Here is a 17380-nt window from a genome sequence, read left to right on the forward strand (position 1 = left end):
CCGGTCGAGCACCGCCGCGGCAGCGGACGTCGTACGACGCACGGGCGGGGCTGCGTAGCGCCTGGTCTGGAACATGTCAGTCCTCGGTCCGGTCGACGACGGATGGGGCGACGTGGGCGAGCGCACGGCTCGCGCGGCGCCGGTCGATGGCCCGCGTGACGACCTCGGCGAGGATGAACAGCACCATCATCGGGATGGCGAGCATCAGCATCGAGAACGGGTCGGTGGAGGGTGTCGCGACCGCCGCGAAGATGACGGCGGCCATCAGGATGACGGAGCGGTGCCTGCCGAGCTGCGCGCCGGTGACGACACCGGCGAGGTTGAGCAGCACGAGGAAGAAGGGGATCTCCACGGCGAGGCCGAAGACCAGCAGCATCCTGCTGAAGAAGGAGAAGTAGTCGCCGAACTCGACCAGGTTCTCCATGCCGGCGGGGGTGAAGCCGATGAGCACCCCGAGGCCCTTGGGGAGCACGTAGTAGCCGAGGGCGACGCCGGCGATGAACAGTGGGCCGGCCACGGCGGCGAAGACCTTCGACCAGCGCTTCTCGCGCTCCAGCAGGCCGGGCACCACGAAGGACCACGCCTGCCACAGCCAGTACGGGCTGGCCGCGACGAGCGCCGCGGTGCCGCACAGCTTGAGGTTGAGCATCAGCGGACCGGTCGCGCCGGCGACGTACGCCGTGCTGACCGTGTCGGCGCCGATGAGGGTCTGGGCCTGGTTGTAGGGGCCCAGGACCAGCGCGAGCAGCTGGTCGTAGAACGGCAGCGCCACGAAGAACGCCGCCACGAGGACGAGGGCGCAGCGGATGAGCCGGGCCCTCGCCTCACGGAGGTGGTCGGCCAGCGACATGCTGCCGGGCGTGGAGCCCGGTCGGCTGGGAGCGATCCGCAGCACGTTGACAGCAGTGGCGATCGACATCGGTGGGCTCCCGTCAGCCGCGGTGCGCGTCGTGCTCGCGCGAGGTCTCGACGACGACCGGCTCGGACACCGCCTGGGTCAGCGGCGCGGCCTCGACCGTGGTCGTGTCATCGGCCTTGTCGCCGTGCTTGTCGCCGTGCTTGTCGTCCATGAGGCCCTTGGTCTCGGCCTTGAAGATGCGCAGCGCCTGACCGGAGCCGCGGGCGAGCTCCGGCAGCTTGGAGGCCCCGAAGAGCAGGACCAGGACGGCCAGGACGATGAGCAGCTCCATGCCGCCCAGTCCGCCGACGAGCAGGGGAGTGATGGTGGAAGTCATGCTGTCTTCCTCTCGGATGATGGTGCAGTGGTGGTGCGGGAGATGACGTCGTCGCGGTCCTCGTCACGGTCGTCGTCGCGGTCGTCCTCGTCGCGCTCGGCGAGGATCTCTGCGACCTGGCGGCGGACCATCTCGCGCGGGTTGAGGTCGCGCAGCTCGAGGTCGGCGTAGTCGTCTCCGAGCGAGGTACGCAGGTCGTCGCGCACGGAGTCGCCCATGCGCTTGGCGGCCCTGATGCCCTGGGCCAGCTGCCTGGCCAGCCCGGGGAGCTTGTCCGGGCCCATGAGCACGACGCCGAAGAAGGCGATGACGGCGAGCTCGGGGAGTCCGATTCCGAACATGGGTGTCTCCTCTCGAGGAGTCAGGTCGTGCTCCGGGGTGGTCCGGACGCCACGGGGGCGGCGTCCGGACCACCGGGAGCGGTCACGCGCGGTGCTGGGTGGTGTGCATCGCGCGGTCGACCTGGTCCGCCCAGTGGGCGGGCCGCAGGACGGCGTGGTGCGCGGCGGGGTGGGTGACCAGCCACGCGGCGCGCAGCACCACGGCAGCCAGCAGCAGCATCCCGACGATCTCCATCGCAGACACGTCGATCACGCGCTCTGGAAGACGGCGCCGTTGACGCCCTTGGGGAAGAACCCGCCCTTGGTGACCGACTTCGGGTTCAGGTAGACGACGTTGAGCACCTGGCCGGGCGTGCGGCTGAAGGCGATGCCGTTCTTGTCGGTCGGCTGGATGTTCGCCGTGTCGGCCTTGCCGATGCCCTGGTCCCGGTTGGACTTGCCGTCGAGGCTGTCGCGCGCGTTGGAGATGGCGCGAGCCGCGTCCTGCAGGCCGCGGTCCCACAGCTGCGAGCGGATGAGGCCGGCGTGGTAGGCCTCCACGGCCAGGATGCCGGCAGCCGCCTCGAGGTAGGTCTTGTTCGAGATGAGCGGCGAGGCGCCCTTGTAGGCCGTGACGCCCACGTCCTCGAAGAGGAACGCCGCCAGCAGGAAGTTGTTCTCGTTGGCGAACGGGTCGAAGGTCTGGCCCGGCTGGATGAGCCCGGCCGCGGTCGCAGCGGCGGTGAAGCTGTTCTGCAGGTCGATCGCCGGACGCGAGACCTTGGCGCCGCCGAGGGCGGTGCGGAGGAACTTCACGTGGTGGAGCTCGTCCCAGGCGATCTCCTTGGCGTAGTTGTAGATCGACTTCGACTGGAAGTTGACCTGCCGGCCGCCGGTGACGCCACCCTTGTTGCCCTTGCCGCCGGTGAGGCTGTCGGGCAGCCCGTGGCCGTGGAAGGCGTACGAGTAGAACTCGGCCTCGAGGTACTCGAGGTTGAGCGCGAAGTTGAGGACGGCGCCGTCGCTGACCCCGGCCGCCTCGGCCGGTGCGGAGGCGAGTCCGCCGAGCGCACCGGCGCCGACGACGCCGAGACCGGCCACGCCGGCCGACTTGAGGAAGAGGCGGCGGTCGGTCTCGTTCTCCGCGCTCCGGTTGATCATGTCCTTGACTACTGCCTTGCCGAACATGCGTTCTCCATTCAGGGATGTCGCTGTTGCCAAGGTCGCCAAGCCTCTGGCGGCCCCGCCGGGACTCGAGCCCGGCTGGTCTGACCGACGGGCTTCGGGGCGGCAGGTGAGGACGGATTGGTCCGGATGCGGTTCGAATGTGACCGGGACCACCCGCCGGGGTGAACGGCTAGGCCTGTCGCGACGTGCGCTCCGAGGCGTACATCCGGAACAGCCAGTACGCCGACACGGCGCACAGCAGGTGCCAGGCGGCGTGACCTTGCAGCAGCGAGCGCGGGTCGCACCAGCCGGCGTTGCTGAGCAGCCAGATCGTGAAGGCGACAAGCACGGCGGCGAGTGCGACGACGCCGTGGCGGAACACGATCGCGGTCTCGACGCGGCGCCACACGAGCGTCTCCAGGACGACCGCAGTGAGCAGCAGGACACCGAAGGCGAGGTTGCCGGCGTGGTGCACGACGGGGACCGGGTCGGGCCACCGGCCCGCGACCTCGCAGGCGGTGACGCAGGCGACGTACGACGTCACGAGGGCGGTCGTGCCGGCCCGCGTCCAGCGCACCCCGGCCCACGCGGCGGCGAAGCCCGCGACGAGGTACATGCTGAGCATGTCGAGGTGCCCGCCCCACTCGCTCTGGGTGGCGTGCATCGCGGCCGAGCCGGGTCCGAGGAGGACGACGACGCACGCGAAGAAGGTGGCGACGGTGCGGGACATGACGGCGTCGTCGGGGAGGCGGCCGGCCCGGCGGGCGACGAGGAGCCCTGCCACCACGAAGCCGACGTTGGAGAACGTGTTCGCCGGTTGGCGGACCAGGCTGCCTCGAGCGGCCTCGCAGAAGCTCGCCCCACGCCCGACGTCCGGTCCGAGCCAGCCCTGGCCGACCGCCAGGACCAGCAGGCACACCGAGCCCGCCGCCACCGCCGAGGCGGTGGCGACGGGCCGGGTCATGCGCCGATCGTAGGGATCCTCAGCTGCGGGTCACCTGCACCACGGTGGGGCGCGGTCCGGCGAACTGCCCGGGGGACGGCGTGCTGCCTGCGGGGACGAAGTCGGGGAAGCGCGACTGCGGGGCCGCCCACGAGCCGTCCTCACCGGGGTGCTGGACGGCGACGAACACCGAGTCGTCGCGGTCCCGGACGACCGGGCCGCACGTCTCGGCGCCCGCCGGCACGGCGAGGAACTGCTGCACGTGCCCGCGCTCGGGACCCTCGACCGGCACCTTGAACAGGCCGTCGCTCTTCTTGATCGCGCTGGGCTGCCCGTCGGTGGAGACCCACAGGTTGCCGACGCTGTCGAACGCGACGTTGTCGGGGCAGGAGATGGGTGACACCGGGCCGGTCCAGCCGCCGAAGTAGCGGCCTGCCGACGCCTCGTCGCCGCAGACCAGGAACAGGTTCCAGGTGAAGGTGGCCGACGTGTGGTCGCCGCCGTCCTCGATGATCTCGACGACGTGGCCGTCCTTGTTGGCCGGGCGCGGGTTGGGCTCGTCGACCTGGAGGGCCGTGCGGGACGTGTTGTTGGTGCACGCGACGTAGATCCGGCCGTTGTGCAGGCTCGGCTCGACGTCCTCCGGGCGGTCCATCTTCGTCGGCTTCACCGCGTCGGCGGCGAGGCGCGTGTAGACCAGCACCTGCTCGGTGGTGAAGCCGGGCACGACGGACTCGCCGTCCACGGTCAGCGGGATCCACTCGCCGGTGCCGTCGCTGACGCCGTCGCCGAGGCCGTCGCCGGTGAAGCGCGCCACCGAGAGGTCGCCGTTGCTGAGGAGCTGGAGGTTGTGCTTGCGCGCCTTCGCGCTGCTGCCGGGCCGCATCGCGTCGCGGGAGACGAAGCGGTAGACGTAGTCGAAGCGCTCGTCGTCACCCATGTAGGCCACGACGTGGCCGTCGCCGTTGACGATGACGTTGGCGCCCTCGTGCTTGAAGCGGCCCATCGCGGTGTGCTTGACCGGGGTGGACGTCGGGTCGGTGGGGTCGATCTCGACGATCCAGCCGAAGCGGTTGGGCTCGTTCTTGTAGTCCGCCGTCGTGGCGTCCCACCGCGGGTCGACCGAGCGCCAGTTGCGGGTGTCACCGCTGGACGCGAGGCCGTAGCGTCCCTCCGCCGTCCCGGTGCCGCCGGTCGCCCTGAAGTACTGGTTGAAGTTCTCCTCGCCGGAGAGCACCGTTCCCCACGGGGTCGTGCCGCCCGAGCAGTTGTTCATCGTGCCGCGCACCGTCGTACCGGTCGGGTCGGCCACCGTCCTGAGGAGCTCGGACCCGGCGGCCGGTCCGTCGAGCGCGAAGACCGTGTCGAGCGTGATCCGGCGGTTGAGGGGCGCGCCCGGGACGTACGTCCACACGTCGCCACGCTTGCGGCGCTCGAGCTCGACCACCGACATGCCGTGCGCGGCCCAGACCGTGCGGATGACGGTCTCGGCGGGGGTGCCGGGCGGGAACATGATGTTCTCGTTCGTGTACTCGTGGTTGCACACGAGCAGCGCGCGGGTGCCGGCGCGGTTGGTCTCGATGATGTCGAGGTAGTCGTTGTTGTAGCCGAACTGGCCGGCCTGCGCCTCGGGCGACTGGTGGGCGCCGTCGAACGCCGGCGCACCGGGGAGGATCGGGTCACCCCACCGCAGGATCGGGTCCCAGCGGTAGCCGCTGGGCACGGTGACCGTGTCGACGGTGGTGGGGACGGCAGCGATCGGCGCGAACGGGAGCGTCCCGGGCGCGCCGTTCCCGCCCTTGCCGGGCTTCGGACCCTCGGCCGCGGCGGCGGCCAGCGGGCTCGAGCTCACGGCGGCGATGGCGGCGACGGTCAGGCCGGTGCCGACGACGGAGCGGCGGCTGAGGGCCGCGGTGGCGACGTCGCGGAAGTACGACGTCTCGGTCGTGTTGGGGGCGGCCTTCGAGCAGGCGTCGCCGCAGCGCAGGTGACAGGTGACGGCGCTGCGGTTGCCGTGGGTCTTGCCGGACATCGGGAGCAGGCGGAGGTCGAGGCGTGAGGTCATGGGCCCGACCCTCGCCCCGCTGGTCGCCGTACGAGGGTCCGGCAGGTGGCCGACGGGTGAACGTCGGCCGACCTGTCGGTACGGCCTCTCAGTAGGGCTTGTCGTCGTGCTGGGGGTGGAGGCTGGGGTAGCCCGCCTTGGGCTCGACGTCGTCGGGGTTCGGCTCCACGCCGCCCTCGCTCTGCTCCGGTGGGGCGTCGTCCGGGGTGTCGACGACCGACGTGTCGCGGGTTCCGTCGGCGCCGACCTGGCCCGGGCCGGCGTGCCCGACCCACTCGCTGCTGGACCCGCTGCCACCAGCGGCGCCCGCGGGGCCGGAGGCGTTGGGCGTGGACTCGCGCTCCTCCGCCGCCAGGGCGTCCTGCTCGTCGTCCGAGGTGGTCATCCGGTCGTCCTCTCGCTGGGTCACGGCGTCCCTGTTCCCCTCCCGGACGCCCGCATGCCCGGGAGCGGGTCGACCGCAGGCGGCTGAGATGCTGGCGCTGTGATCCCCAGCCCGCGCCGTACGGCGATGCTCCTCGTCGGGTGCGTCGTCCTGGGGAGCGGGGTCGCGATGCTGCTGGCCGCCGACCTCGGTTCCGACGGCTACTCGACCTTCGTCAACGGCATCTCCCTCACGTCCGGGCTCGAGTTCTGGATCGCCAACGCGATCGTCGGCGCCGTGCTGGTGGTGCTGGCCGCGCTGCGCCACGTACGGCCAGGGGTGGGCACGGTCGTGCAGGTCGTCCTCGTCGGGGTGGTGGTCGGTCTCGTGCTCGACCTCGTCGCGACGCCCGACAGCCTGGCGGGGCGCGCCGTGCTGCTCGTGGCAGCGTTCCCGGTGCTGGCCGTCGGGATCGCGCTCTACCTCGGCAGCCACACCGGCGCCGGCCCGGCCGAGGCGGCAGCGCTCGCGTGGGACCCGCCCGTCGCGTTCCGATGGAGCTACAGCGTGGTCCAGGGTGGCGGCGCGCTCGGCGGGTGGCTGATGGGCGCGACCATCGGGGTCGGGACGCTCGCGGTGATCCTCCTCCTCGGTCCCGCGGTGGACCTCACGGCGCGTCTGCTGCGGCTGGACCTCCACCAGCAGGCGGACGCGTAGCGGCCGCGGGGCCGCAGCTCACTGCGCGAGGGCTGCGGTCCCGCGGCCGTGGCGGGGGGACTGGACGTCAGCCGGCCGGATCAGCTGGTCAGCTCGGCGTGCTGGCCGGCCCCGCTGGCTCCCTTGATCTCGATCTTGCGCGGCTTCGCCTTCTCCGCGACCGGTACGACGAGCCGCAGCACACCGTCGCTGTAGCCCGCCTCGATCCGCTCGAGGTCGAGGTTGTCGCCGAGCACCAGCTGGCGGCTGAAGGCGCCACGAGGACGCTCGGACGCCAGCGGCTCCCAGTCGCCGTTGCGCGCCACGCGCTCGGCACGGACGGTCAGCACGTTGCGCTCGACGTCGAGGTCGATGCTGTCGGCGTTGACGCCCGGCAGGTCGAACTCGATGACGAAGCGGTCGCCCTCGCGCCACGCGTCCATCGGCATCACCGCGGGACGGTTGGTGGTGCCCATGAGCTGCTGGGTCAGGCGGTCGAGATCACGGAACGGGTCGGTGGTTCGAAGCAACATCGTCTCCTCCTGGTTCGGCCGGGTGGATCGTCGGTCGATCCACGACGTGTATTTGCTGTTACACATTTCTTATACTCAGACGAGCAGGCAGAATCAAGTCCACCGACACCCGATCCGAGGAGGGCCGATGGCCGACAGGGCGCGAGGCGTGTACGCCATCTCGGTGGCCGCCTCGATGGTGTCGATGGAGATCCAGAACCTGCGTGTCTACGAGCGCCGCGGCCTGCTGACCCCGGACCGCACGGACGGCGGCACCCGGCTCTACAGCCCCGACGACGTCGACCGGCTGGAGCGGATCCGCGACCTGCTGGCCGACGGGCTCAACCTCGCGGGGATCGCCCGCGTGCTGGCGCTCGAGGACGAGGTGGCCTCGCTGCGGGAGGAGCTCGCGGACCGGGGGTGAGGCTCAGCGGGAGGCGGGCAGGCTGGTCAGCACGCGCACCGCGAAGTCGGTGGTGAAGTCGTTGTCGAGGAACCGCACGACGTTGGTCACCCGGTCGACGTCGAGCGGCAGCAACCCCGGGGAGCCGGGGACGTCCGGGGTGAGGCCGAGGTCGAGGTCGTGACGGCCCGACATCATCCGCACGTTGAAGTCGTAGCGCTCACGGGCGCCGTCCGCCATCAGGCGTCGTACGACGGTCGGGCCGACGCGGCGGCCGCCGGTCTCGGTCGCCCAGTCGTCGAAGGCCCCGAGGAGCGCTTGGCCACCGTTGTGGTCGATGTCTGCCCAGACGGCGTCCATCGACCCGGCCACGTCGAGCAGGACGGCGGCGGTCTTCTCGCCGATGCCCTGCACGCCGGGGAGGTTGTCGCTGGAGTCGCCGCGAAGGGCGGCGAAGGCGAGGTAGTTGCTCGCGCGGACGCCGTACATGTTGAACAGGCGGGCCGGGTTGAGCATCGGCGAGCCGTGGATGCCCCCGTCGATGAGGCGCAGCACCTGCGTGTGGGGGCTGATGTGGGCGAAGGCGTCGCGGTCGGAGGTGATGATCACGCAGTCCCACCCGTTGGCCTCGGCCCAGGTGGCGCCCGACGCGTTGACGTCGTCGGCCTCGAGCCCGGCCGGGGTGACCGTGTGGAGGCCGAGCGCGTCGAGGAGGGCGGCCGCGCGGTCGAGCTGGTCGACGAGCTCGGGGTCCTTCTGCGCGCGCCCGGCCTTGTAGTCGGGGTAGACCTCGCGGCGCACCGACGACGTGCGGTCGTCCAGCCCGAAGACCACGGCGTCCGGGGCGAAGGAGTCGATCGACTCGAGGATCTGGCGCAGCATCCCGTGGAGCGCCCAGATCGGCCGGCCCTGCCGGTCGCGCAGCATCGTGTGGGCGCGCGCGTGGTGGTTGCGGTGCAGCAGCGACGGCGCGTCGACGACGAGGAGCAGGCGGCGGGCGCGGGACGGGGAGCGGGTGGTCATGGCGTTCGGCGCCAGCCTAGTCGGCGGCACCGACGCCGACTCGTGGGCTCAGGCGCCGAGACCGTCGAGGTAGGTCGCGAAGCCGAGCGGCGCCCGGGCCGACCGACGTCCCGAGGTCGTCACCGGGATCGCGCCGGTGGCCACCCAGTCGAGGCCGGCCTCCTGCATCGCGGTGACCAGCTCGACGTCCTCGTGCACCGGCAGCGGGGCGTAGCCGCCGACCCGCACGTAGGCGTCGAGCGAGAAGCCGAGGTTGGCGCCGTGGACGTGGGGGTGGCCGTCGCCGGGGTCGTGCGCGGCGTGCCATGCCTCCATCAGGTCGGCCGGCAGGTCCGCGGGGTCGGGGACCACCGTCCCGATGACGACCTCGCGCCCGAGCGCGGCCATGTCCACCTGCGCGACGAGCCAGTGCTCCGGTACGACGGAGTCGGCGTCCGTGCCCGCCACCCAGAGCCGGCCGGCGTGCCCGCCCGCCCACCGTGCGGCGGCCTCGACCCCGAGGGCGCGGGCGGCGCCGACGTTGCCGGCACGGCTGGGCAGGGCCGCCACCTCGGGCCGGGCGGCGACGACCCCGGCGGTGTCGTCCTGGCACGCGTCCAGCACGACGAAGGTGCGCGTGAGCACGGCGGGGTGCGCCGACCGGAGCGCCTGCTGGGCGCGCGCCACGGCGTCGAGGCACGCCGGCAGGAGCTGCTCCTCGTCGCGCGCCGGGACGACCACGGCCACGGAGGTGATCAGGACGGCCGTCCCAGGACGTGGAGCAGGAAGTCGGGCTCCTGGTGCTCGACGAGGACGGGCGCACCGGTGGCGAGGAACGCGTCGTGCACCGCCGGTCCGGCCAGCGGCCAGCCCACGGGCTGGTGGCGCCAGTGGCAGAGCAGGACCTCGCCGTCCTCGGTGAGCGAGCCGAACGCCAGGTCGACCACGGCCCCGAGCTCCCGCGGGCTGAGGAAGTAGCCGACCTCGGAGATGCAGACCAGGTCGCGCCGTCCCTCCGGCCACTGCCGCGGCACGCGCGCCCCCCGCAGCTCGACGTGGGGGACGTCGGACGTACGCCGGCGGGCGATCTCGAGCGCCGCCGGGCTGTCGTCGACGGCGAGCAGGTGGTCGCAGCGCGCCGCGAGGTCGACGGCCAGGGCGCCGACCGAGCAGCCGACCTCGAGCGCGTCGCCGTACCGCTCACGGGTCAGGCTCGCGAGCGTCACCGCGCGCTTGCGCCGCTCGTAGGGGGAGTCGACCTGCCAGGGGTCGGGGTCGTCGCGGTGCACCCGGTCGAGGGCGTCGTCGCCGCTGTCCTCCCCGGCCGGAGGGTGGAGGAAGACCTCGGCGGGGCGGTCGAAGTGGGCGAGCAGGTCGGGGCCGAGCATCACCTCGTCACCGGGTGCGGGTGACAGCGGCCGGACCTGGCTCCGGTGGGCTGCCACGGCCGACCGCTTCGCGGCGAGGTCGTCGGTCTCGAGTGCCAGCCGGGACGCCGCGGCCGGAAGGGCGCCCGGCTGCGCCCAGTGCCACAGCCAGATCGGGTACTCCAGCAGCAGCGCGTCCGCGCGCGCCGCGGCGATCGCGGCCGCCTGTCCGACCGCCTCGTGGTCGGGATGGCCGTCGCCGCGCCACGGGGCGCACAGGACCACCTCGTCGCCGCTCGTGCCGATGGCCTCGACGAGGGCGGCGACGACCGCCTCGACGTGGGCCGCCACGTCCCCGTCCGGCAGGTCCAGGCAGCGCACGTCGGCGTCGGGGGCGAGCGCGGCGATCGCCGTCCGGAGCTCGGTGCGCCGCATCCCGGCGAGCTCGTCCGGCGTCCGGGTGGGCGAGTGGGGGTGGGACCCCTCGCCAGCCGTCGCGGTGACGACCTGCACCTGCCGGCCGGAGGTCGCCGCGGCACGGATCAGGCCACCGGCGCCGAGCGTCTCGTCGTCGGGGTGGGCGCCGGCAACCACGATCCGGCGCCGGCTGGTCGGCAGCGTGAGCACGGGCAGGGCGGCCACGGTCGCGTCCCACGCGCTCGGCGGCGTGCCCGCCCGGTCGTGGCGGAAGTCCGGGGCGCTCACCATCCGCGCGCGCCGTGCTGGAGCAGCTGCTCGCCGAGCGCCGCCTGGTCGCGCTCAGCGTGCCACTGGCGCAGGTAGAGCTCGAGGTCCGCCACGCGTCGGGCGTGGTCCTCGTCGGTCGCGAGCGGCCCGGGCCCCAGCGCGTGGGCGGCGCGCGACAGGGCGGTCTCGGCCGCGTTCGCGACGACCTCGCGCACCCGCAGCGCGGCGCGCCAGCCGTCGGCACCACCGAGCCGGCCCGCGTCGACGTCGTACGCCGCCCGGGTGAGCACGCAGCCCGCCGCGTGCAGCGCCGAGTCGACGGCGCCGAGGTGCATCAGGGCGACCTGGTCGGGCAGGCGGGTGCCGGCGGCGCGCACCATGCGGCGGGCGACACCGACCGCGCCGCCGTACCAGACCGCCGCGACGCCGATGCCGCCCCACGCGAAGCCGGGCCGCTCGAGGTACCACCCCGGCTCGCCCACGGCGTACGCCATCGCGCCGGAGAAGTCGATCGGCCCGGAGTCGACGGCCGTCAGTCCGCGCGCCACCCAGGTGCCCGCCACGGCGGTGGCGCCGTCCTGGCGAAGGTCGACGGCGAAGAGCTGGCGCTCCTCGCCGACCCACGCGCTGACCAGCGCGTGGTCGAGCACGCCGCCGAGGGAGCACCAGTGCTTACGGCCGTCGAGGACGAACGCCTCGTCCGGTCGCGAGGCTCGCAACGGCTCGCCGGGGCCCTCGGCGGCGAAGACGCCCCACGTGCCGGGCTCGGGGGAGAGGCCGGCCTGCTCGAGGATCGCGAGGGCGTCGAGGTGCGGTTCGATCGTGCGGGCGATCGTCAGGTCGACGGCCGCGACGCTCGCGAGGGCCGACCACAGGTGCGCGGTCCGTCCCGAGCCCGGGGTCGGGAGCGCCTCGCCGATCTCGCGCGCGAGGTCCAGCGCACCGGACACGTCGGGGCCGGTCTCGACCGCACGGTCCACGAGGTCCTGCAGCTCGTCCTGCTCGTCCTCGGTCGGGTCGGCGAGCACGACGGGTCCGCGGTCAGGCATGCGAGGACGCTAGGGCGGTCCGCGGCGGGCCGGTCACCTCCGAAGGGCGGGTCGCTAGCCTCGACGTCGACCGTCCACCCATCCGAGGAGAAGCCGTTGATCTTCATCACCGCGAAGTTCCAGGTCAAGCCCGAGCACGCCGACGACTGGCCGCAGATCTCGAGGTCGTTCACCGAGGCCACGCGGGCCGAGGACGGCTGCCTGTGGTTCGACTGGTCGCGGAGCCTCGACGACCCGCACGAGTACGTCCTGGTCGAGGCCTTCCGCGACGGCGACGCCGGTGGCGCCCACGTCTCGTCGGACCACTTCAGGGCCGCGCAGGCCGAGCTGCCGCCCTACCTCGCGGCGACCCCGAAGATCGTCAGCCAGAGCGTCGAGCAGGACGACTGGAGCGAGCTGGGGGAGATGAAGGTCGACTGACCCCGCCCCTGGTCAGGGACGCAGCAGGATCTTGCCGCGGCGGCCGGGCTCGGCGCTGGCGCGCGCCGCGTCGGAGATCTCGTCGAGGCCGTAGACCTTCTCGACCGGCAGGGTCAGCGTGCCGGACGCGATGCCGGAGACGAGCTCGCCCATCAGCCGGGCGCGCTTCTCGTTGTCCATCGCGGGGAAGACCTTGCTGCCCCAGAACCCCTTGACCGTGACCTGCTTGAAGATCACGTCGCCCGAGGAGATCTCGAGGGTGGGGGAGGCCATCGCCCCGAAGACGACGAGCACGCCGTCCTCTGCGAGCAGCGACACCACGTCGCCGGCGGCCGCGCCGCCGACCGAGTCCACGCCGGCCACGATCGGGGCGTCGCCGACGATCCCGCGGACCCGGTCGCGCCAGCCGTCGTCGTCGGTGGCGACCACGTCGCCGATGCCCTGCTCGGCCAGCTCGGCCACACCGTCGCCCCGGCGTACCAGCCCGAGGACGCGTACGCCTCTGGCTGCCGCGAGCTGGGCGACGAGCCGTCCGACTGCACCGTTGGCGGCGTTCTGCACGATCCAGTCGCCCTCGGACACCTCGAGGAAGTCGAGCAGCGCGATGGCGCTGAACGGCATCGACACCAGCTGGGCCGCCGCCTCGTCGGAGATCGCGTCCGGCACCGGGACCAGGCCCTTGGCGGGAGCCACGATGAGCTCGGCCCACGCGCCGAACGAGCCGCCGGTCGCGACCCGCTGGCCCACCTGGAGGTGGTCGACGCCCTCGCCGAGCGCCTCGACCACGCCGACGGCCTCGGTGCCGGCGCGGGCGGGCATATCGGGCTTGAAGCCGTAGCTGCCACGCACCGTCCAGAGGTCGTGGTTGTGGATCGGGGACAGCAGCACGCGCACGAGCGCCTGGCCGGGACCGGGCTCGGGGTCCGGGACGTCCTGGACCGCGAGGACCTCGGCCGGGTCGCCGAACCGGGGCTGGACGAGTGCGCGCATGCTGATGCCTTCCATCGACTGCGGGGTACGTCGTCACCAACCCGCCGCGGGCGTCGCGTATGCCGGTCCGGGCCCCGATGGGTGCGAGGTCACAGTCCGTGCAGACGACCGTGTGGACGTGCTCGGCACACTGGGCGCATGGCACCGGAGCCGAAGACCTGCCAGTCCTGCGGGCGCACCATCGAGTGGCGCAAGAAGTGGGAGCGCGACTGGGACCAGGTGCGCTACTGCTCGACGGCCTGCCGCAAGCGCGGTGTGAACGACGTCGACCGCCGGCTCGAGGCGACGATCCTCGACCTGCTCGCCCAGCGCGCCCGTACGTCGACGATCTGCCCGTCCGACGCGGCACGTGCCGTCGGCGGCGACGACGAGGAGACCTGGCGCGGCCTGATGGAGCCGGCCCGGCGCGCAGCGCGGCGGCTGGTCGACCGCGGCGAGGTGGTCATCACGCAGGGCGGCAAGGTCGTCGACCCGTCGACGGCCAAGGGTGCAATCCGGATCCGCAAGGTGTGACGGGTCAGCCCTCGAACAACCGGTCCTCGGCCTCGGCGGAGGTGACCTCGATCCGGAGCCGCAGCACCATCTCGGGCGGTACGTCGAGCCGGGTCAGGATGATCTGCACCTGCGGCAGCACCCAGGCGTACGACTCCACGGCGACGCGCGCCGCCTCGTCCCGCACGCGCAGCCACACGACCGGCTCGCCCGCGCGGTCGGGCAGCCAGTGCGCCGAGACGACACCGGCCGGAGCGAGCGAGGCGACGATCGGGAGCATGGCGGCGTCGACCGAACGTCGCAGCCGGTCCTCGCCCATGCCTCGACGCTAGCCCGGGCCGCCCAGCCCCTCGGCTCCCCGACGCCGAGCCCCGGGCTGCGCCAGGGTGCAGGATGTGCGCGTGAGCACGACGGTCTTCCGCAACGCCGCCGTCTTCGACGGCACCACCCACCGCGGTCGCGTCGGGGACGTGGTCGTCGCCGACGGCCGGATCGTCTCCGTCGGGCAGGACGCGCCTGTCGGCGCGAGCGTCGTCGACGTGGACGGGGGCCTGCTGCTGCCGGGCTTCACCGACGCCCACGTCCACCCCGTGCAGGGTGGTCTCGAGCGCCTGGCCTGCGACCTCAGCGCGCTCCCGGTCGACCGCGACGCCTACCTGCGTCACGTCGCCGACTACGCGCACGCCCATCCCGGGCTCGAGTGGATCCAGGGCGGTGGCTGGGCGATGGCCGCCTTCCCGGGCGGCCTGCCGACCGCGGCCGAGCTCGACGAGGTCGTGCCGGGGCGCGCGATCGCCCTGGTCAACCGCGACCACCACGGCATGTGGGTCAGCTCCCGCGCGCTCGAGCTCGCCGGCATCACCGCCGCGACCGACGACCCCGCCGACGGCCACCTCGAGCGCGACGCGTCGGGAGTCCCGACCGGCATGCTGCACGAGGGCGCGATGGGGCTGCTGGCCGCCGTGCTCCCGGCCGCCGACGACGACGAGTTGTACGCCGGGCTGCTCGAGGGGCAGCGCCACCTGCACTCGCTCGGCGTCACCAGCTGGCAGGACGCGATCGTCGGCGCCTACGCCGGCATCCGCGACAACGGGTCGACGTACGCCCGTGCCGCCGCCCGCGGCGACCTCCTCAGCGCGGTCGTCGGGGCGTTGTGGTGGGAGCGCGACCGCGGCGCCGAGCAGGTCGACGACCTCCTGGCGCGGCGTGGGGACTGGTCGCGCGGCCGCTTCGCCGCGACCGCTGTCAAGGTCATGCAGGACGGGGTCGCGGAGAACGGCACGGCCGCCCTGGTGGAGCCCTACCTCGACCGGTGCGGGCACGCCACCACGAACTCGGGCCTGTCGTTCGTGGACCCCCAGGCGCTGCGCGGGCACGTCCGCGAGCTCGACCGCCTCGGCTTCCAGGTCCATGTCCACGGCCTCGGCGACCGCGGCGTCCGCGAGGCGCTCGACGCCTTCGAGGGCACGGACCCCGCCCGCCGCCACCACATCGCCCACCTCCAGCTCGTGCACCCCGACGACGTCGCCCGTTTCGGCGGGCTCGGTGTCGCTGCCAACATCCAGGCGCTGTGGGCGTGCCTCGACGACCAGATGACCGAGCTGACGATCCCGTTCCTCGGCGAGGAGCGGGCGGCGCGGCAGTACCCCTTCGGCGACCTGCACCGCACCGGCGCCCGGCTGGTCGCCGGCAGCGACTGGCCGGTCAGCACCCCGGACCCGCTCGCGGCGATCCACGTCGCGGTGCACCGGACGGCGTACGACGAACCCGCGCCGGCCGGCACGGTCCCGTTCCTGCCCGAGCAGGCGCTCGACCTCGAGGTGGCGTTCGCGGCGTACACGAGCGGGTCAGCGTGGGTGAACCACCGCGACGACGCCGGCAGGATCGTGCCGGGTGCCGTCGCCGACCTCGTGGTGCTCGACCGAGACCCGTTCGAGACGCCCGAGGAGATCGGTGCGGCCCGCGTCCGGTCGACGTGGATCGACGGGGAGTGCGTGTACGAGGCCTGACTGCTCCCGAGGGGGTCTCGTGACGGTCGCTGCGCGACCTCCTCGACCAGCGGCGGTCCGCCCTCCGCGGATCCGCCCGCGGCAGAACGCCCTGTGGTGGCCCGTCGTGGCGCGCAATGGTCGGCGCATGAGCATCCAACCCACGTCAGAACGCATCGAGGACGAGCTGGTCCGCCGCCTCATGCACCAACGCATCATCGTGCTCGGCGAGGAGCTGCGGGAGGGCAACGGCAACCGGCTGATGCACCAGCTGCTCCTGCTGTCCGCCGAGGACCCGCGCGCCGACATCAGCCTCTGGATCAACTCGCCCGGCGGCTCGGTCTCGGCCATGCTCGCCATCCACGACGTGATGCGGCTGATCCCCAACGACGTCAGCACGCTGGCGATGGGGATGGCAGCGAGCGCCGGCCAGTTCCTGCTGTCCGCGGGCACCCCCGGCAAGCGGTACGCCCTCCCGCACTCCCGCGTGCTGCTCCACCAAGGCTCGGCCGGCATCGGCGGCACGGCCGTCGACATCGAGATCCAGGCCGAGGACCTGCGCCGCACCCGCGACACGGTGCTCGGGCTGATCGCCGGGCACACCGGCCAGGACCGCGACACGGTCGAGCGCGACTCGCGGCGCGACCGGTGGTTCAGCGCCGAGGACGCGCTGGCGTACGGCTTCGTCGACCAGGTGATCACCTCGGTCGACCACGTGACCCCGGCGTCGCAGCGCCCCGTCGGCCTGGCAGGTGTGCGATGACCTACGAGATGAGCAGCTACACGATCCCGTACGTCGTCCAGTCGACGCCGCGCGGCGAGCGCACCCTCGACCTCTACTCCCGGCTGCTCTCGGAGCGGATCGTCTACCTCGGCACCGAGATCGACGACGGCGTCGCCAACGCGGTCATCGCCCAGCTGCTCCACCTGTCGTCGGAGAACCCCGAGCTGCCGATGAGCCTCTACATCAACTCGCCCGGCGGCTCGATCTCGGCGATGCTGGCGATCTACGACGCGATGCAGTTCGTGAAGCCACGCGTCGAGACGGTCTGCGTCGGGCAGGCGGCCTGGACGGCCGCGGTCCTGCTCGCCGGGGGAGCGCCGGGCAGCCGCGCGATCCTGCCCCACGGCCGGGTGGTCCTGCACCAGCCCGCGACCCAGGGCCGCGGGACCATCCCCGACCTGATCCTCGAGGCCGACGAGGTCGCCCGGGTCCGGCTCGAGCTCGAGGAGGTGCTGGCCCAGCACACCGGTCGTACGCCCGAGCAGATCCGCCAGGACACCGACCGCACCCTCGTGCTGCCGGGCACGGCCGCCGTCGACTACGGGATCGTCGACACGGTGCTGCGCGACCAGGTGCCGGCCGCGCGGGGTTAGGCAGCCAGGGCCAGCGTCTGCGGGCGTGCCGTACGGGTGGCGAGCTCGCGGACGCTGAGGTCGAGCGCGCCGGCGATCGCCTGGAGCATCTCCGAGGAGGGGTCCTTGAGGCCGCGCTCGACCTCGGAGAGGTACTGGATCGAGACGCCGGCCCGCCCGGCCACGTCCTTCAGCCGCTCACCCCGCGCCGATCGCTCGCGGTGCAGCTCCTCGCCGACGAGCTCGCGCCACAGGGGCTCGGGCGCCCCCTCGGAGCGGGAGGGAGCCTGGCTCGGGAACCGCACGATCTCGCCCATGGGCCGA

23 protein-coding genes are annotated in these 17380 nt (G+C 73.0%); 7 read left to right on the plus strand and 16 right to left on the minus strand.

Annotated features, from left to right (window positions below):
- Positions 1 to 76: 76 nt before the first annotated feature.
- The 8 genes from tatC to L2K70_RS16585 form a co-directional block, all read right to left on the minus strand.
- Complete coding sequence (gene tatC, locus L2K70_RS16550; protein ID WP_236403724.1) at positions 77 to 919, minus strand: twin-arginine translocase subunit TatC; 843 nt, start codon at positions 917 to 919, stop codon at positions 77 to 79.
- 13 nt (positions 920 to 932) lie between these two features.
- Positions 933 to 1235, minus strand: a complete 303-nt coding sequence (tatA, locus tag L2K70_RS21430) for a twin-arginine translocase TatA/TatE family subunit (protein ID WP_303645869.1) — start codon at positions 1233 to 1235, stop codon at positions 933 to 935.
- Entirely contained in the window at positions 1232 to 1576 is a 345-nt protein-coding gene (locus L2K70_RS16560) for a twin-arginine translocase TatA/TatE family subunit (protein ID WP_236403729.1), read from the minus strand. Before L2K70_RS16560 ends, tatA begins: the two co-directional genes overlap by 4 nt.
- Before the next feature lie 82 nt (positions 1577 to 1658).
- Positions 1659 to 1829 carry a hypothetical protein gene (locus L2K70_RS16565; RefSeq protein ID WP_236403731.1) on the minus strand — a complete coding sequence of 57 codons (171 nt, stop codon included), beginning with the start codon at positions 1827 to 1829 and terminating at the stop codon, positions 1659 to 1661.
- Complete coding sequence (locus tag L2K70_RS16570) at positions 1826 to 2743, minus strand: ferritin-like domain-containing protein (protein WP_236403734.1); 918 nt, start codon at positions 2741 to 2743, stop codon at positions 1826 to 1828. The genes L2K70_RS16565 and L2K70_RS16570 overlap by 4 nt, the downstream gene beginning before the upstream one ends.
- Before the next feature lie 169 nt (positions 2744 to 2912).
- Positions 2913 to 3686 (minus strand): ceramidase domain-containing protein, encoded by a 774-nt coding sequence (locus tag L2K70_RS16575; RefSeq protein WP_236403741.1) that lies wholly within the window; start codon positions 3684 to 3686, stop codon positions 2913 to 2915.
- Positions 3687 to 3705: 19 nt separating this feature from the next.
- The gene (locus tag L2K70_RS16580; protein ID WP_236403753.1) at positions 3706 to 5730 is read right to left on the minus strand and encodes a PhoX family protein; all 2025 of its coding nucleotides are present in this window, start codon (positions 5728 to 5730) and stop codon (positions 3706 to 3708) included.
- A gap of 88 nt (positions 5731 to 5818) precedes the next feature.
- Positions 5819 to 6115 (minus strand): hypothetical protein, encoded by a 297-nt coding sequence (locus tag L2K70_RS16585; RefSeq protein WP_236403756.1) that lies wholly within the window; start codon positions 6113 to 6115, stop codon positions 5819 to 5821.
- A 99-nt stretch (positions 6116 to 6214) separates the two neighbouring features.
- On the opposite strand from L2K70_RS16585, the gene L2K70_RS16590 reads away from it, so the two are divergent.
- Positions 6215 to 6811 (plus strand): DUF6198 family protein, encoded by a 597-nt coding sequence (locus L2K70_RS16590; RefSeq protein ID WP_236403769.1) that lies wholly within the window; start codon positions 6215 to 6217, stop codon positions 6809 to 6811.
- A gap of 80 nt (positions 6812 to 6891) precedes the next feature.
- Here the strand turns inward: L2K70_RS16590 and L2K70_RS16595 are convergent, their stop codons facing one another.
- Positions 6892 to 7323: an Hsp20/alpha crystallin family protein gene (locus L2K70_RS16595; RefSeq protein ID WP_236403771.1), complete on the minus strand. Its 432-nt coding sequence runs from the start codon at positions 7321 to 7323 to the stop codon at positions 6892 to 6894.
- 127 nt (positions 7324 to 7450) lie between these two features.
- On the opposite strand from L2K70_RS16595, the gene L2K70_RS16600 reads away from it, so the two are divergent.
- On the plus strand, positions 7451 to 7726 hold the full coding sequence (locus L2K70_RS16600; protein ID WP_236403775.1) for a MerR family transcriptional regulator: 276 nt from the start codon (positions 7451 to 7453) through the stop codon (positions 7724 to 7726).
- A 3-nt stretch (positions 7727 to 7729) separates the two neighbouring features.
- On the opposite strand, the gene L2K70_RS16605 is transcribed toward L2K70_RS16600, so the two are convergent.
- The 4 genes from L2K70_RS16605 to L2K70_RS16620 are packed head-to-tail and all read right to left on the minus strand — an operon-like array spanning position 7730 to position 11810.
- Positions 7730 to 8728: a 5'-3' exonuclease H3TH domain-containing protein gene (locus L2K70_RS16605; protein ID WP_236403778.1), complete on the minus strand. Its 999-nt coding sequence runs from the start codon at positions 8726 to 8728 to the stop codon at positions 7730 to 7732.
- A 48-nt stretch (positions 8729 to 8776) separates the two neighbouring features.
- Positions 8777 to 9454, minus strand: coding sequence for a glycosyltransferase family 2 protein (locus L2K70_RS16610; protein ID WP_236403781.1), 678 nt, complete (start codon positions 9452 to 9454; stop codon positions 8777 to 8779).
- An 8-nt stretch (positions 9455 to 9462) separates the two neighbouring features.
- Positions 9463 to 10782: a PIG-L family deacetylase gene (locus tag L2K70_RS16615; protein ID WP_236403787.1), complete on the minus strand. Its 1320-nt coding sequence runs from the start codon at positions 10780 to 10782 to the stop codon at positions 9463 to 9465.
- Positions 10776 to 11810 (minus strand): acyl-CoA dehydrogenase family protein, encoded by a 1035-nt coding sequence (locus tag L2K70_RS16620; RefSeq protein WP_236403790.1) that lies wholly within the window; start codon positions 11808 to 11810, stop codon positions 10776 to 10778. The genes L2K70_RS16615 and L2K70_RS16620 overlap by 7 nt, the downstream gene beginning before the upstream one ends.
- A gap of 96 nt (positions 11811 to 11906) precedes the next feature.
- Here L2K70_RS16620 and L2K70_RS16625 point away from each other — a divergent pair, with 96 nt between their 5' ends.
- Positions 11907 to 12230: a putative quinol monooxygenase gene (locus L2K70_RS16625; protein WP_236403793.1), complete on the plus strand. Its 324-nt coding sequence runs from the start codon at positions 11907 to 11909 to the stop codon at positions 12228 to 12230.
- A 12-nt stretch (positions 12231 to 12242) separates the two neighbouring features.
- Here the strand turns inward: L2K70_RS16625 and L2K70_RS16630 are convergent, their stop codons facing one another.
- Entirely contained in the window at positions 12243 to 13235 is a 993-nt protein-coding gene (locus L2K70_RS16630) for a zinc-binding dehydrogenase (RefSeq protein ID WP_236403798.1), read from the minus strand.
- A 123-nt stretch (positions 13236 to 13358) separates the two neighbouring features.
- On the opposite strand from L2K70_RS16630, the gene L2K70_RS16635 reads away from it, so the two are divergent.
- The gene (locus L2K70_RS16635) at positions 13359 to 13733 is read left to right on the plus strand and encodes a DUF2256 and DUF3253 domain-containing protein (protein WP_236403801.1); all 375 of its coding nucleotides are present in this window, start codon (positions 13359 to 13361) and stop codon (positions 13731 to 13733) included.
- Positions 13734 to 13737: 4 nt separating this feature from the next.
- Here L2K70_RS16635 and L2K70_RS16640 read toward each other — a convergent pair whose 3' ends face one another.
- Entirely contained in the window at positions 13738 to 14031 is a 294-nt protein-coding gene (locus L2K70_RS16640; protein ID WP_236403804.1) for a hypothetical protein, read from the minus strand.
- Between the two features lie 82 nt (positions 14032 to 14113).
- Here L2K70_RS16640 and L2K70_RS16645 point away from each other — a divergent pair, with 82 nt between their 5' ends.
- The 3 genes from L2K70_RS16645 (at position 14114) to L2K70_RS16655 (ending at position 17077) form a co-directional block, all read left to right on the plus strand.
- Positions 14114 to 15721 carry an amidohydrolase gene (locus tag L2K70_RS16645; protein ID WP_308195841.1) on the plus strand — a complete coding sequence of 536 codons (1608 nt, stop codon included), beginning with the start codon at positions 14114 to 14116 and terminating at the stop codon, positions 15719 to 15721.
- A gap of 127 nt (positions 15722 to 15848) precedes the next feature.
- Complete coding sequence (locus tag L2K70_RS16650; RefSeq protein ID WP_236403806.1) at positions 15849 to 16463, plus strand: ClpP family protease; 615 nt, start codon at positions 15849 to 15851, stop codon at positions 16461 to 16463.
- Positions 16460 to 17077, plus strand: a complete 618-nt coding sequence (locus L2K70_RS16655) for a ClpP family protease (protein ID WP_308195842.1) — start codon at positions 16460 to 16462, stop codon at positions 17075 to 17077. Before L2K70_RS16650 ends, L2K70_RS16655 begins: the two co-directional genes overlap by 4 nt.
- On the opposite strand, the gene L2K70_RS16660 is transcribed toward L2K70_RS16655, so the two are convergent.
- The gene (locus L2K70_RS16660) at positions 17074 to 17373 is read right to left on the minus strand and encodes a helix-turn-helix domain-containing protein (protein ID WP_236403807.1); all 300 of its coding nucleotides are present in this window, start codon (positions 17371 to 17373) and stop codon (positions 17074 to 17076) included. The genes L2K70_RS16655 and L2K70_RS16660 overlap by 4 nt on opposite strands.
- Positions 17374 to 17380 lie beyond the last annotated feature (7 nt).

The sequence above is a fragment of the Nocardioides potassii genome (assembly GCF_021648885.1).
Classification (GTDB): Bacteria; Actinomycetota; Actinomycetes; order Propionibacteriales; family Nocardioidaceae; genus Nocardioides; species Nocardioides potassii.

Excerpts from the sequence above, each read along its gene's own strand:
- tatC (WP_236403724.1), bottom strand. The coding sequence starts at position 919 with ATGTCGATCGCCACTGCTGTCAACGTGCTGCGGATCGCTCCCAGCCGA.
- tatA (WP_303645869.1), bottom strand. The coding sequence starts at position 1,235 with ATGACTTCCACCATCACTCCCCTGCTCGTCGGCGGACTGGGCGGCATG.
- L2K70_RS16560 (WP_236403729.1), bottom strand. The coding sequence starts at position 1,576 with ATGTTCGGAATCGGACTCCCCGAGCTCGCCGTCATCGCCTTCTTCGGC.
- L2K70_RS16570 (WP_236403734.1), bottom strand. The coding sequence starts at position 2,743 with ATGTTCGGCAAGGCAGTAGTCAAGGACATGATCAACCGGAGCGCGGAG.
- L2K70_RS16575 (WP_236403741.1), bottom strand. The coding sequence starts at position 3,686 with ATGACCCGGCCCGTCGCCACCGCCTCGGCGGTGGCGGCGGGCTCGGTG.
- L2K70_RS16580 (WP_236403753.1), bottom strand. The coding sequence starts at position 5,730 with ATGACCTCACGCCTCGACCTCCGCCTGCTCCCGATGTCCGGCAAGACC.
- L2K70_RS16585 (WP_236403756.1), bottom strand. The coding sequence starts at position 6,115 with ATGACCACCTCGGACGACGAGCAGGACGCCCTGGCGGCGGAGGAGCGC.
- L2K70_RS16595 (WP_236403771.1), bottom strand. The coding sequence starts at position 7,323 with ATGTTGCTTCGAACCACCGACCCGTTCCGTGATCTCGACCGCCTGACC.
- L2K70_RS16600 (WP_236403775.1), top strand. The coding sequence starts at position 7,451 with ATGGCCGACAGGGCGCGAGGCGTGTACGCCATCTCGGTGGCCGCCTCG.
- L2K70_RS16605 (WP_236403778.1), bottom strand. The coding sequence starts at position 8,728 with ATGACCACCCGCTCCCCGTCCCGCGCCCGCCGCCTGCTCCTCGTCGTC.
- L2K70_RS16615 (WP_236403787.1), bottom strand. The coding sequence starts at position 10,782 with ATGGTGAGCGCCCCGGACTTCCGCCACGACCGGGCGGGCACGCCGCCG.
- L2K70_RS16620 (WP_236403790.1), bottom strand. The coding sequence starts at position 11,810 with ATGCCTGACCGCGGACCCGTCGTGCTCGCCGACCCGACCGAGGACGAG.
- L2K70_RS16630 (WP_236403798.1), bottom strand. The coding sequence starts at position 13,235 with ATGGAAGGCATCAGCATGCGCGCACTCGTCCAGCCCCGGTTCGGCGAC.
- L2K70_RS16635 (WP_236403801.1), top strand. The coding sequence starts at position 13,359 with ATGGCACCGGAGCCGAAGACCTGCCAGTCCTGCGGGCGCACCATCGAG.
- L2K70_RS16640 (WP_236403804.1), bottom strand. The coding sequence starts at position 14,031 with ATGGGCGAGGACCGGCTGCGACGTTCGGTCGACGCCGCCATGCTCCCG.
- L2K70_RS16650 (WP_236403806.1), top strand. The coding sequence starts at position 15,849 with ATGAGCATCCAACCCACGTCAGAACGCATCGAGGACGAGCTGGTCCGC.
- L2K70_RS16655 (WP_308195842.1), top strand. The coding sequence starts at position 16,460 with ATGACCTACGAGATGAGCAGCTACACGATCCCGTACGTCGTCCAGTCG.
- L2K70_RS16660 (WP_236403807.1), bottom strand. The coding sequence starts at position 17,373 with ATGGGCGAGATCGTGCGGTTCCCGAGCCAGGCTCCCTCCCGCTCCGAG.